The organism is Streptomyces sp. CB02414 (assembly GCF_001905385.1).
Lineage (GTDB): Bacteria > Actinomycetota > Actinomycetes > Streptomycetales > Streptomycetaceae > Streptomyces.
Genome location: NZ_LIPF01000006.1, coordinates 228,625 through 240,885 on the forward strand (window position 1 = coordinate 228,625; position 12,261 = coordinate 240,885).

Here is a 12,261-nt window from a genome sequence, read left to right on the forward strand (position 1 = left end):
TACCGGAGACCCGATGCCCGCCGACCTCACGCACGACACCTCACCGGACGGCTCCGGCACCGCACCGACCGCGGACACGGACCCGCCCGCCGAGGCGGTGACCCCCCTCCTGCGCGGCATCGCCGTACTCCACCACCTCACCGGGGCGCGCGACGGCACCCTCAGCCTCAGCGGCCTGGAGAAGGCCACCGGCCTGGCCCGCTCCACGGTCGACCGCGTCACGGCCACCCTCGCCCGCATGAGTTACGTCCGCCTCGACGGCCGCGACGTGACCCTCGCCCCCCGCCTGACGGAACTGGGCAACGCCTACCTGGCCGCCCTCCGCCTCCCCGCCCTGCTCTCCGCCCGCGCCGACGCGCTCGCCGACGAGCTGGACGAGTCGGTCTCCCTGGCGGTCGCCGACGGGGACGGCATCCGCTTCATCCACCAGGCCACCCGCCGCCGCGCGATGTCCCTCAGCTTCCGCATCGGCGACCTCCTGCCCGCCGAACGCACGGCCCCCGGGCCCCTGTTCGCCACGGAGTGGACGGACGCCGACTGGAACCACTGGCACACCCGCAGAGCAGCAGACCCCCACCACCACACCTTCCCGGCCGTCCCCCCGGCAGAACACCCCGCCCCCGACTCGGACTTCACACACCGTACGGCCATGGCGGCAACCGCCGGCTGGTCCCTGGACGACCAGCTGATCGAACCGGGCCTGGTCGCCGTCTCCGTCCCCGTACGCGACCCCCGCACCGGCGCCCCGGCCTGCGTGGCGAGCATCGTCAGCCACACCAGCCGCCACACCGCCGACGACCTGCGCGCAACCCTCCTCCCCCGCCTCCGCGAGGCGGTCCGCTCGATGGAACACACCCTGCGCACCACGCCGCCCCCGCGCCCCACCCCACCCCCGGCCGACCTGGCCACATGGACGGGCGCGTCGAAGCAGGAACTCGGCCGTGACTTCGTCGAATCCCTGGCCCGCGGCCTCACCGTCCTCACGGCCTTCGACGAGAACCGCCCGTCCCTCACCCTCACCGAGGTCGCGAAGGCGACGGGCCTGTCCCGCGCCACCGCCCGCCGGGCCCTGATCACCCACGAACACGCGGGCCTGGTACGGCGACGCACTGCCGACCACACCTTCACCCTCACCCCCCGCGTCCTCTCCCTCGGCTTCCCACCCCTCTCCCGCACCTCCCTTCCCCAGATCGCCCAGCCCCACCTGACCACCCTCGCCGACCGCGTCCACGAATCGATCGCGCTGGCCGTCCTGTCCGACTCCGGCGAGGAGATCCAGTACACGGCCCGGGCGTCCACCGGCCGCGTCCTGAGCGCCCACATCGCGATCGGCACCCGCCTCCCCGCCCACGCGACCGCCCTCGGCCGCGTCCTCCTCCCCGAGCCCCCGGCCGCCGGCTACGCCCTGGTCGACGAGGAACTGGAGGCCGGCCTGCGCTCCCTCGCCGTCCCGGTCCACGACCGCGAGGGCCACGTCGTCGCCGCCCTCAACGTCGCGATGCACGCCGCCCGCCGCACACCAGAGGCCTGCGTGACGGACATCCTCCCGCCCCTCCGCGAAACCGCCGCCCGCATCGAGGCCGACCTGAGCACGGCGGGCCGCTTCCGCCCGGTCCCCCTCACCTGACCAACCGCTACACTGTCGACGGCGGCACTGCACCTTGCCGCCATGCCTTGCCTTCGTAGCTCAGGGGATAGAGCACCGCTCTCCTAAAGCGGGTGTCGCAGGTTCGAATCCTGCCGGGGGCACCAGTCGAAAGGCCCCGGACCGATCATGGTTCCGGGGCCTTTCGACATCTACGTCCGACATCAACGGGTGCGCTGTCCAGCGGCAACCGATGTCCTGTGGACACGGCGGAGTAGGAAGTAGCGGTTGGCAGCCGGAAGGAACATCAGCACCACGGCGGAGAGCACGGCGACCACGTGCACCACCCGGCTGGCCCCGAAGACCAGGTCCAGCGCTCCGGCCTCCGCCAGTGCCGTGCCGAGCGTGCGGCCCTCGGCCAAGGCACGGATCGGTTCCACCACCATCGACGCCATGCCCACCACACCGAGGCCCAGCGTCAGCACGATCCGGGCCCAGCCCTGGCCACGGCGCATCCTGAATGCGAGAAGGAGCGCCACGGCGAAGACGGGCAACCGCACTGCGAGCCCTCCAACGATCTCGGCGGCGGAACCCGAGTCCTCGGCCGCCAATCTGCCCACCGCCAGAACCGTCTCAAAGGCACCGGCGGCAACAGCCGTGATCCATAACGCGAACGCGACGTGCACCGGCCCAGGAGGCGCCTGGGAACCCGACACCAGGCACTCTGCGCCGGAGGCGTGAGATCGGTCGACGGAAGGAACTGGGTGCGCGGAGCGCGACATCATGGCCTCAATTCGTGAGACTGAGGAACGGGCACGAGCAGCGCTCCCGATCCTCCAGGCACGGCACAGCCATGGCCCGCCTGCTGACCCGTGCATTTCTGCGGGGGGTATCCCCACTCCTACTTCCTGGACTGAGCGGCCCGTTGAGTCGGGCTCGAGCCAGCGGGGACATCCGTGCCCGCTAACTCGACCTAAGAAGCCGCAGTGCACCGGCCAAACGCCCCAGCTTCCGGTCCCGGGCCTGTGGTTTGACTCCACGAGTCGGGGATCTCGACTGTCGTGCGCCCCCCATGACGGTGTACGCGTTTACAGGTGTCGACGATCTTCCCCTTGTAGCAATGCGCGCCTCACATGTTTAGGTATCGAGCCTGGTGAGGGCAGAAATGGCCTTCATTTTGCGCCAGTGCGTGCTTCCGTGCTTCGGACATGCGCCCCGCGTCAAAACGGGGATCTCTCGCGGATGGTGGGTAAGAGTCCCCCGCAACCACAGGAAGGCCCCGTCTCACTCAGGTCGGGAAGCCCGTGAGACGGGGCCCTGGATTCACGGCACACCAAAGGAGACGAACGTGAACCTCGTTCGGTCCCATTCCCGCTACCTGAGGTGCCCACACCCAGGTTTCGAGCGTTACCGCAATGGATTGAAGATCGTCATTGTGGTGATCATTCTCTACCTCCTCGGAGTCAGCCCTGAGTGGGTTGCGTGCTCAGGTGCACTGATCGGTCTCTACTCAGAGATCGAAGCTGCCCAGCAGGCGCCTTCGGCATTGGATCCGTCCCTGCGTGCCGAGGCGGACGGGCGACCGTCGCCGCACCTGGCAGCCGATACGGAGCCCTGATCAGGACGGCGGCCACCCGGTACAGCAGCGGAACAACGCACAGCAACTACAGCCGTCCGCCAACGGGCTCCCGAAGTCGTGAAGCAGGCGGTGTGACGGTCAGCGACCGATCCCTGTAGAGCCACGGATGAGGAGGCTTCTGGCGTCCACAACTGGCATCAACGACGCCGGACGGAGGCGTACACCAGCACCTCTGTCCGGCCGTCGCGCCTCCTGAAGCGGGTGTCGCAGGTTCGACTCCTGCCGGGGGACAGAGAAAGGGGCCAGCCCAGGGGGTTCCCCTTCCAGGCTGGCCCTTCGTGGTGTCCGGGGAGTGCCCTTCGGTCAGCCGCTCCGCCTGCTGCCTTTCCGTGGTGGGAAACCGGCTGTGAGGGACGGGTGGTTCGGAAGACGATGTCCGTATGCGAGTGGGAGTGGTCGGGCTCAGGATGGGGCTTCACCTGGCGGACTGGTGCCGCAAGGTGGGCATGGAGATCGTGGCGGCATGTGACCGCGACCCCGAACGCCGTGCCGTGGCGCGGGCGCGGTTTCCCGGTGCGGTGTTGGTGGAGCGGTGGGAGGAGCTGCTGGAGCACCGTCTCGACGGGGTCGTGCTGGCCAACGACTTCGACGAGCACGCGCCGTTGGCCATCGCGTTCCTGGACCGTGGGGTGCATGTGCTGTCCGAGTCGGCCGCGTGCGCGGACGCCGCGGAAGGGGAGCGGCTCATCGCGGCGGCGGACGGGTCGTCCGCGACCTACTCCTTCGCCGAGAACTACGTGGGCCATCCGCACGTCCATCTCATCCGGCAGGCGATCGAGGCCGGGGAGCTGGGCCGGATCGGCCTGATCGAAGCGGACTACCTGCACGGCATGTCCCCGGCCGAGGTCACGGGCCTGATCGGTGATCCGGCGCACTGGCGCGGGCGCATCGCTCCTACGGCGTACTGCACACACACCCTCTCGCCGGTGCTGGCCCTCACGGACGCCTGGCCGGTGGAGGTGTCGGCGTTCCCCGTGGACGAGGCGGATCCGCGCGCCGCGGTCGTCATGGCGGTACGGCTGTCCACCGGGGCGCTGGCGCTCACTCGGCACGGGTTCCTCCAGGGCGAGGCCGACAGCCACTGGAGCTGGATCTCCGTACGCGGCAGCCAGGCGCTGGCCGAGTCCGTCCGGACCGCCGGCGAACGGTCCTGGTCCGTCCGTGTCAGAACGGAGGGCTGGGCGGCCGCGGAGGGACACGCACGCGAGGAAGTACGCACCCCTCCGCCCATCGCCCTCGCCGGGCAACCTGTGGCCCGCGGGGCCGAGGGCACCGTACGGGTACTGTGCGCCTTCCGGGCCACGATGGAACATGGAGAGCCGCCGCTGGTACCGGTACGGCCCGCCGTGGCCGCGTCACTGGTCGGCGTGGCCGGTGCGGAGTCACTGGCCTTCGGTTCCCGTCCGGTCCCGGTACCCGTGGTGACGGCCGGCCCACCAGGAACCACTGGACAGGCAAGAGGCCCCGACGTCCGTAGCTGACATCAACGACACCGGACGGGAAGATACGCCGGCGTCTGCGTCCGGCCGTCGCACCAGCACCGCGACAGCACCCTTGAGCGGGTGTCGCAGGCTCGGGCGGTCCTGCCGGGGGCACACCGCTCGTTACGTCGCCGACCTGGGTCTTCTCCCGCAGGGAGGCGATGTGGTGGTCCTCGGGGCCCTCGTCCGGGGCCGGCTGTCGTCCTGCCCGGATCACGCCGATGGGCGTTCGCCGTGGTGGGCGACCGTGATGAGGGGGTCGGGGCCAGGGGTCTCGAGTTCGTCGACCACGGCGACGGCCAGATCCTCGGCGCTGATCCAGGACCGGCCGTCGGCCCCGACGAGCAGGGTGTCGGTGCCGCGCCGGTAGCGGCCGGTCCGTGTGCCGGGTTCCAGCAGGGCCGGTGGGCTCAGGTAGACACAGTCGGCATCGGCGTGGGACTGGCAGGTTCGCAGCTGCGCGATTCCGGCGGCGGCGACGGCCCTGATGCCGGCGGGTACGTACGCCGGATTGTCGGCGACCAGCAGCCCGGGGGCGTCGGGGCTGCGCAACGCCCCCGCGCCGCCGACCACGAGGACGCGGATCTGGAGCTGGGCGGCGATGTCCAGCACCCTGCGGGTGGTGCCGACCAGGAACTCCTCGTCGACCGGTACGGTCCGCACGGTCAGTACGACGGCGTCCACCGCGCCGTGGGAGACGGAGCCCGCGAGCGCCTCGCGCACGGCGTGCGGGTCGGTGGCGTCGACCGCGACCGGCGTCACGTTCGGAGCGCCCGGATCCTCACTCGCGGGCTTCCGGGACAGAGCGAGCACCTGGTGTCCGCGTGTACCGGCCTCCTTGATCACCCGGCTGCCGACCATCCCGGTGGCTCCCAGTACGGCGATCGTCATGCCTGTCTTCATCGAGTCCGTCCTTCTCGTTTGTGGTGGTCACGCCGTCCGGGCTTCTCGGACCGCGCTTCGGGGAATTGAGCTGCGCCGCGAGCAACGCGGCCAGGGCGAGGACGAAGCCGAAGGTCTGCGACGCGCTCAGTGACTCGCCCAGCGCGACGCCGATGACGGTCGCGACCAGCGGGGACAGCAGCACCAGCGGTGCGGCCGCGCCGACCGACAGCCTTCCGATGCCGCGGAACCACAGCGTGGACGCGACCAGTCCGCCCACGCTGCCGAGCCACAGGTATCCGCCGACGGCTCCGGCGTCGATGTGCGGGGGTGCCCCCTCGAACGCGGCCGCGAGGGGAAGCAGCAGCAGTCCGCCCGCCGCCAGCTGCCAACCGGTCAGGGACAGCGGACCGACCCCCGCGGGAAGGCCCCACCGCTTGGTGAGGACGATCCCGGCGGCCATGGAGGCCGTACCGCCGAGCCCGGCGAGGACGCCGACGACGTCCAGCCGGGCCTGCGGTCCCAGCACGACGAGTCCGACGCCGGCCACGCCGAGCACGCCCCAGGTCAGTCGCCAGGCCGTCGGCCGGACGCGGAGGATCACGGCGGCCAACCCCGCGACGATCAGCGGCTGGGCGGCGCCGAGAGTGGCGGCGACACCGCCGGGGAGCCGTTCGGCCGCGACGAACAGGAGGGGGTAGAGGGCCCCGATGTTGAGCGCGCCGAGGACGGCGGCCTTCCACCACCAGTCCCCGCGCGGAAGCACTCGGGTGAGCGCCAGCGCGAGCAGCCCGCCGGGCAGTGCGCGGAGCATCCCGGCGAACAGCGGATGCCCGGGCGGAAGCAGTTCCGTGGTGACCACGTACGTGGTGCCCCAGGCCGCGGGAGCGAGTGCGGTCAGTGCGACGGTCGCCAACTGTGGCGCGTACGGGATCCGCGGCGGGCCGAGGGCCCGCTCCGTCGAGGTGTCCATGTGAGGCAGTCTCGGGACCGGGCCTGCAATGAGTCCAACACATGCTTGTCATCACACCTATGAACCAGAACGATGACTGTGTGGATCTCCAGCAGATGCGTTACGTCGTCGCCGTCGCCGAAACCCGCAACTTCACCCGCGCCGCGGAACGCTGCTTCGTGGTGCAGTCGTCACTGAGTCACCGGATCGCCGGCTTGGAGCGGGAACTCGGGGTCAGGCTGTTCGCACGGTCCAGCAGGCGCGTCGAACTGACGCCTGCGGGGACGGCGTTCGTCGCAGCCGCGCGCGAGTGTCTGGCCGCCGCCGACCGCGCGGCCGCCGACGCCGCGGCCGCGACCGGCACGGTACGCGGCCGGCTCGCCGTCGGAGTGATCGTGACGACGGCCGCCGTCGACGTGCCCGAGCTGCTGCAGCGGTACCGCGCCCAGCATCCGGAGGTCCGCGTCGCCCTGCGCTCCGGGCGCAGCGATGAACTGGCGGCGGCGGTCCGGGCCGGCGACCTGGACATCGCCTTCCTCGGCGTGCCGGAGAGCGAACCGCCTTCCGGTGTGGAGACCGTTGTGCTCGGTCACGACGAACACGTGCTGGTGGTGCCGACCGGGCACCGGGCGGCGGGCGTTTCCCGGGTCACGTTGCAGGAGATCGCCGAGGAGACGTTCGTGGACTTCGTGAGCGGGACGCCCGCCCGGGCCCAGTCCGACCAGGCGTTCGCCGCCGCGGGTCTGACGCGCGACGTCGCCTACGAGGCCGGCATCGTGGAACTCATCACCCAGCTGATCGCGCGCGGGCTCGGCGTCGCGCTGCTGCCGTCGGCGTTCATCCGCCGCCGGGTCGCCGACAACCCGGAACTGGTACTGGTCCCGGTGGTCGACGGACCGCGCCGGACCGAGTACCTGGTGTGGAGCCGCTTCAACCCCAGCCCGGCCACCCGAGCGGTGCTCGACGTCCTCGGGCTGGGAGCGCCTCCGGCGGGGCCCTAGTCGCCGTTCTCGGACCGGGCGCTGTCCCGGGGCCGCCGTTCCGTCGGGGGCGTGCCGTCCTGCGATGCCGTGCCGTCCTGCGGGGTCGCGCGGCCCCCCGGGTGCCGCAGGGCGCAGAAGTAGCCGACGGCCAGGGCGATGGCCATGCCGTAGAAGATCCACTGGTTGGCTTCGGCGAAGTCCATGCGGATGGCGGGCATGGCCTCCCGCATCGTGGTCTCCAGGGGGCCGTCGCCGCTGGGGGTGCGGGTGTCCGCGTTGCCGGTGATCGCCTGGGACACGTCGCGGGCGACGGAGTGGTCCGTGCCCGGGGGGACGCCGCGGGTGCTGAGGGTCTCGGTGACCCGGTCGGTCATGGTGTGGGTCAGGACGGTGCCGAAGACGGCCAGGCCCACGCTCGCCGCGTAGTTGCGGACGGTCTGGGTGATGCCCGTGACCTCGCCGTAGGAGGCGTCGATCGCGCGGTTGACCGCGTCCGTCGAGGCCGGGGCCAGGAGGAAGCCGATGCCCGCGCCGGCCAGTGCGGCGTAGGGCCACTGGTCGTGCATGGAGAGGTCGGTGAGTTTGCCCGCCCAGAGGGCGAAGCCCACGGCGCCCAGCGCGCAGCCGATCTTCATCGCCGGTCGGGCGCCCCGTTTGTCCAGGATGCGGCCGCCCCACTGGGAGGCGATCGCGAAGCCGGCGAAGAAGTAGAGGAGGTAGAGGGCGGCCTGGTTGGGGGAGGCGCTCAGGGAGACCTGGGCGTAGACCGAGGCGAAGAAGAAGACCGGGACGAACGCCAGCATCGCGAAGAAGAGGACGAGCGTGTCGGCGGTGAAGCCGCGGTCGCGGAAGACCGACAGGTTGATCAGGGGGTGGCCGGGGGTGCGGAGTTCGTAGCGGACGAAGGCGTAGAGGAGGGCCAGGCCGCCTGCGATGCAGGCCCAGGTCGCCGCGCTGTCCCAGCCCCACGCCGACGCCTGCTGGAAGCCGAGGACGCTCAGGCTCATGCCGGCGACGATCAGCATCGCGCCCCGCACGTCCAGGGTCTCGTCGCGGCGGCGGTCGGGGATGCGGGCCAGGGCCGTGAGGATCAGCGCGATGAGCGCCACGGGGACGTTGACCCAGAAGATCGCCCGCCAGGTCCAGGCCGTCAGCCAGCCGCCGAGCAGGGGCCCTACGGCGGTGAGGGCGCCGGTGACGCCGAAGAAGAGGGCGAGGGCGCGTCCGCGGCGCTCGACGGGGAACACCGCCACGACCACGGCGAGTGCGGCCGGGAAGAGCAGGGCGGCGCCCAGGCCCTGGGTGGCGCGGAAGGCGATCAGCCAGCTGAGGGCGTAGTCGCCGGCCGGTACGCAGCCGCACAGCACCGAGGAGATGACGAAGATCAGGGTGCCCGCGACGACCACGCGGCGCGGGCCCCACAGGTCGGCCAGGCGTCCGCCGAGGGCGAAGAACGCGGCCAGGGCCAGCAGGTAGGCGTTGATCACCCACTGCATGCCCGTGGCGGAGAGGCCGAGTTCGGAGACGACGTCGGGCGCCGCGATCGACACGATGGTCTGGTCGATGAAGGTCATCGCCACCGCGAACATCATGGCCGCGAGTGCCAGCGGCTGGGAGGCCGCGCGACCCGCACCGAGGCCCGAGTCGCCCCGCATGGTGCGCATTTCGCTCACTCAGTCAGTGTGCGTCCGTTCGGGTGACGTCGCACCCGGAGCCCTCCGGCCGTAGTCCCTCAAGGCCGGTTCCAGGAGGTCGAAGGCGCGTCGCGCCTCGCCGTCCAGCACCTTCGCGATCTCCGGGTCGGCGCGGCCCGCCAGGGTCAGTTCCTGGATGCGGGTGAACAGCACGCGGTGGACTCCGCCGAGCAGGGCGGCGACCGTGCGGGGGGTGATGTCGTCGGGTCGGGCGGCGGTCGTTTCCGCCAGCGCCTCGGCCAGGGCCTCCTCCCGCCGGTCGTGCAGGCCGCGCAGGCACGACGTGAGGGTGGGACTGTCGGCGATCATGCGGGTGAAGGCCGGGCCGGCGAAGCCCGCGACGGGGTCCTGGGCGGCCACGGCGGCCAGGAAGGCGCGGCGCAGGGCGGCCAGCGGAGCCTCGTTCCCCTCGCGCGCGGTGACGGCGTCGGCCAGGGTGGCGACAAACTCGTCCTGGTGGTCGAGGGCCAGGTCCTCCTTGCGCGGGAAGTAGTTCGTCACCGTCTTCTTGGCTACGCGGGCGGCGTCGGCGATCTCGGCGATCGTCGTGTGCTCGAAGCCCTGCTCGATGAAGAGCGCGGTCGCCCGGTCGGAGATGAGCTGCCGGGTCTCGCGCTTCTTGGTCTCGCGCAGCCCGAGGGACGTCGGGAGGGGTGGCGGTGGGGGCGGGTCGATGGGATCCATCAGGAAAACTACCCTCGTTGTAAATTTATGTTGACTGCCTGTATAGCCTCGATCTAAAGTTACTACCGATGAACGATTTCAGGGAAGTCTCCGCATCCGTACAGGAGTTAGCCGTCAGCGGCCCGGACGCCGGCCCCTACGCCCTCGCCGAAGGGCCGGACGGTGCTCTCTGGTTCACCCTCGTCCACCAGGACGCCGTCGGCCGCCGCGACCCGGGCGACGGGACCGTCACCGTCCATCCGGTCGGGGCCGGGCCGACCCTCGTCGCGGCGGGGCCGGACGGGGCCGTGTGGTTCACCGAGTACCAGGCGCACCGCATCGGGCGGATCGCGCCCGACGGCTCCCGTTCCTCCTTCGCGCCGGTGACGCCGGAGGGCGGGCCGTTCGGGATCGTGGCCGGGGCGGACGGGGCGATGTGGTTCACGCTGTCCGCCGCCGACCGGGTCGGCCGCGTCACCATGGACGGCGAGGTCACCGAGTATCCGGCGCCCGGCGCCTTTCCGTCCGCCATCACGGCGGGCCCGGACGGGGCACTGTGGATGACCCTCAATCAGGAGAACGCGATCGGGCGGATCACCACCGACGGGTCCGGCACCGTCCACCCCCTGCCGACCGAGGGTGCCGCGCCGGTCGGCATCGCGGCGGGGCCGGACGGCGCGCTGTGGTTCACGGAGATCGGGGCCGGGCGGATCGGCCGGATCACCGTGGGCGGTGAGATCACCGAGTACCCGCTGCCCGACCCGGCGTGCCGGCCGCACGCCGTCGCCGCCGGGCCCGACGGGGCGATGTGGTTCACCGAGTGGGGCAGCGGCCGGGTCGGGCGGATCACCGTCGACGGTCACGTCACCTCGTACGCGCTGTCCCGCCCCGACTGCGAACCGCACGGCATCGCCCCGCACGACGGCGCCCTGTGGTGCGCCCTGGAAACCGGCTCCCTGGCCAGGATCGAGGTCACCGTATGACCACCCCCGAAGCCGGCGGCAAGGCCGCCCCGGACCCCGGTGTCCTGCACCCGCTCGCCCAGCATCCGAGGGTCGTCCTGCTCAAGCCGCTCGTCACCGACGAACGCATCCAGGTCGGGGACTTCACCTACTTCGACGACCCCGACGACGCCACCGCCTTCGAGACCCGCAACGTGCTCTACGCGTACGGGCCGGAGAAGCTGGTCATCGGCAAGTACTGCGCGATCGCCTCCGGCACCCGGTTCCTGATGGCCGGGGCCGAGCACCCGACCATGGGCGTCTCCACCTTTCCGTTCACCATGTTCGGCGGCGCCTGGGCGGAGGCCACGCTCGACCTGGTCACCGGCATGCCCAGCCGCGGCGACACGGTCGTCGGCAACGACGTCTGGTTCGGCTACGGCGCCACCGTCATGCCCGGCGTACGCATCGGCGACGGGGCGATCGTCGCCGCCGGCGCGGTGGTCACGGGGGACGTCGCGCCGTACACGATCGTCGGCGGCAATCCGGCGCGGCCCATCCGCACCCGGTACGACGCCGACGACATCGCCCGCCTCCAGCGGGCCGCGTGGCGGGACTGGCCCGTCGAGCTGGTCACCCGCCACGTCCGCACGATCATGTCCGGCAGCCCCGCCGACATCGAATCCATCGCGAGCACCGCCGCGACGGAGACGACGAAGACGGAGAAGACGGAGAAGACGGAGGAGGACCTCGCTTGACCGACCAGAAGAGCTTCATCGCCTACGACGCCGGGGCCGAGTTCGACCGGCAGGTCCGGACGCTGGACTCGCTCGACTACCCGGCGCTCGCCGGCCGCACCCCCGAGCAGTTCGCCGAGCTGGTGGCGCCGCTGCGTGCCGCGGCCGTGGAGCGGGCGGGCGGTGCGGCGGGCGCCGCGTACGATCCGGCCGCCGACGGCCGGGTGCCGTTCGTGCTCGTCGTCACCCGCGCCCTCGTACCGGTCGAACGGACCATGCCGCTGACCACCCTGCACGGCGGCAAACTGCCCGGCTTCGTCGACCACAGCTTCGAGCCGGGCTCCCTGGAACGGTTCGTCGCCACCGAGGAGGCCGCGCCGCCCGGCCCGGACGGCGTCCACCTGCTGTTCGACGTGGAACGCGGGGAGGAGTTCTGCGGGGCCGTACCGAACGACGCGATGGCCACCATCGCCGGACGGGGCCGCACCCTGCTCACCATCGAGGAGGGCATCGCGCTGATGACGCACGCCCCGCAGGTCCTGGTGAAGAACAAGTGCTTCTCGCTCGGCGGGTCCCGGTCCGGCGACCGGCGGGTCCCGGCGATCTGGATCAGCCAGAAGGCCCCGAAGCTCGGCTGGTGCTGGGCCGGAAACCCGCACACCTGGCTGGGCATGGCGTCCGCGGGCGCCCGCCACGCCTGACCC

At 71.6% G+C, this 12,261-nt stretch carries 12 protein-coding genes and 1 tRNA gene; 8 read left to right on the plus strand and 5 right to left on the minus strand.

All coding sequences use genetic code 11. The features are described from left to right. The first annotated feature begins 13 nt into the window (after positions 1-13). Together AMK11_RS20880 and AMK11_RS20885 are read left to right on the plus strand one after the other, a co-directional pair. Entirely contained in the window at positions 14-1,627 is a 1,614-nt protein-coding gene (locus AMK11_RS20880; protein ID WP_073729432.1) for an IclR family transcriptional regulator domain-containing protein, read from the plus strand. Between the two features lie 49 nt (positions 1,628-1,676). Beyond that, positions 1,677-1,752: transfer RNA gene (locus AMK11_RS20885), tRNA-Arg, on the plus strand. Positions 1,753-1,809: 57 nt separating this feature from the next. On the opposite strand, the gene AMK11_RS20890 is transcribed toward AMK11_RS20885, so the two are convergent. Continuing rightward, positions 1,810-2,271, minus strand: a complete 462-nt coding sequence (locus AMK11_RS20890) for a hypothetical protein (RefSeq protein WP_079187577.1) — start codon at positions 2,269-2,271, stop codon at positions 1,810-1,812. A 662-nt stretch (positions 2,272-2,933) separates the two neighbouring features. Between AMK11_RS20890 and AMK11_RS37835 the strand changes: the two genes are divergently transcribed. Together AMK11_RS37835 and AMK11_RS20895 are read left to right on the plus strand one after the other, a co-directional pair. Then, complete coding sequence (locus tag AMK11_RS37835) at positions 2,934-3,203, plus strand: hypothetical protein (RefSeq protein ID WP_143194587.1); 270 nt, start codon at positions 2,934-2,936, stop codon at positions 3,201-3,203. Between the two features lie 401 nt (positions 3,204-3,604). After that, positions 3,605-4,705 (plus strand): Gfo/Idh/MocA family protein, encoded by a 1,101-nt coding sequence (locus AMK11_RS20895; RefSeq protein WP_073729433.1) that lies wholly within the window; start codon positions 3,605-3,607, stop codon positions 4,703-4,705. 213 nt (positions 4,706-4,918) lie between these two features. On the opposite strand, the gene AMK11_RS20900 is transcribed toward AMK11_RS20895, so the two are convergent. Both AMK11_RS20900 and AMK11_RS20905 read right to left on the minus strand, forming a co-directional pair. Continuing rightward, entirely contained in the window at positions 4,919-5,596 is a 678-nt protein-coding gene (locus AMK11_RS20900; RefSeq protein WP_073729435.1) for an NAD(P)-dependent oxidoreductase, read from the minus strand. After that, positions 5,487-6,560 (minus strand): EamA family transporter, encoded by a 1,074-nt coding sequence (locus AMK11_RS20905; RefSeq protein ID WP_079187578.1) that lies wholly within the window; start codon positions 6,558-6,560, stop codon positions 5,487-5,489. The genes AMK11_RS20900 and AMK11_RS20905 overlap by 110 nt, the downstream gene beginning before the upstream one ends. An 80-nt stretch (positions 6,561-6,640) precedes the next feature. On the opposite strand from AMK11_RS20905, the gene AMK11_RS20910 reads away from it, so the two are divergent. Then, the gene (locus AMK11_RS20910) at positions 6,641-7,540 is read left to right on the plus strand and encodes a LysR family transcriptional regulator (protein WP_073729805.1); all 900 of its coding nucleotides are present in this window, start codon (positions 6,641-6,643) and stop codon (positions 7,538-7,540) included. Here the strand turns inward: AMK11_RS20910 and AMK11_RS20915 are convergent. Together AMK11_RS20915 and AMK11_RS20920 are read right to left on the minus strand one after the other, a co-directional pair. Next, positions 7,537-9,186, minus strand: coding sequence for an MFS transporter (locus AMK11_RS20915; RefSeq protein WP_241847035.1), 1,650 nt, complete (start codon positions 9,184-9,186; stop codon positions 7,537-7,539). The two genes, AMK11_RS20910 and AMK11_RS20915, sit on opposite strands and share 4 nt — an antisense overlap. A gap of 9 nt (positions 9,187-9,195) precedes the next feature. Beyond that, entirely contained in the window at positions 9,196-9,900 is a 705-nt protein-coding gene (locus tag AMK11_RS20920; protein ID WP_073729437.1) for a TetR/AcrR family transcriptional regulator, read from the minus strand. A gap of 68 nt (positions 9,901-9,968) precedes the next feature. Between AMK11_RS20920 and AMK11_RS20925 the strand changes: the two genes are divergently transcribed. Genes AMK11_RS20925 through AMK11_RS20935 form a run of 3 tightly spaced genes read left to right on the plus strand, consistent with a single transcriptional unit; the run spans position 9,969 to position 12,258 of the window. Further along, positions 9,969-10,862, plus strand: a complete 894-nt coding sequence (locus tag AMK11_RS20925) for a Vgb family protein (RefSeq protein ID WP_073729439.1) — start codon at positions 9,969-9,971, stop codon at positions 10,860-10,862. Beyond that, on the plus strand, positions 10,859-11,578 hold the full coding sequence (locus AMK11_RS20930; RefSeq protein ID WP_073729441.1) for a CatB-related O-acetyltransferase: 720 nt from the start codon (positions 10,859-10,861) through the stop codon (positions 11,576-11,578). The genes AMK11_RS20925 and AMK11_RS20930 overlap by 4 nt, the downstream gene beginning before the upstream one ends. Then, on the plus strand, positions 11,575-12,258 hold the full coding sequence (locus AMK11_RS20935) for a DUF5701 family protein (RefSeq protein WP_073729443.1): 684 nt from the start codon (positions 11,575-11,577) through the stop codon (positions 12,256-12,258). Before AMK11_RS20930 ends, AMK11_RS20935 begins: the two co-directional genes overlap by 4 nt. The last annotated feature ends 3 nt before the right edge of the window (positions 12,259-12,261 follow it).

Coding starts and splice junctions, on each gene's coding strand:
- AMK11_RS20915 (WP_241847035.1), bottom strand. CDS start 9,186: ATGCGCACCATGCGGGGCGACTCGGGCCTCGGTGCGGGTCGCGCGGCC.
- AMK11_RS20920 (WP_073729437.1), bottom strand. CDS start 9,900: ATGGATCCCATCGACCCGCCCCCACCGCCACCCCTCCCGACGTCCCTC.
- AMK11_RS20880 (WP_073729432.1), top strand. CDS start 14: ATGCCCGCCGACCTCACGCACGACACCTCACCGGACGGCTCCGGCACC.
- AMK11_RS20905 (WP_079187578.1), bottom strand. CDS start 6,560: ATGGACACCTCGACGGAGCGGGCCCTCGGCCCGCCGCGGATCCCGTAC.
- AMK11_RS20900 (WP_073729435.1), bottom strand. CDS start 5,596: ATGACGATCGCCGTACTGGGAGCCACCGGGATGGTCGGCAGCCGGGTG.
- AMK11_RS20930 (WP_073729441.1), top strand. CDS start 10,859: ATGACCACCCCCGAAGCCGGCGGCAAGGCCGCCCCGGACCCCGGTGTC.
- AMK11_RS20925 (WP_073729439.1), top strand. CDS start 9,969: ATGAACGATTTCAGGGAAGTCTCCGCATCCGTACAGGAGTTAGCCGTC.
- AMK11_RS20895 (WP_073729433.1), top strand. CDS start 3,605: ATGCGAGTGGGAGTGGTCGGGCTCAGGATGGGGCTTCACCTGGCGGAC.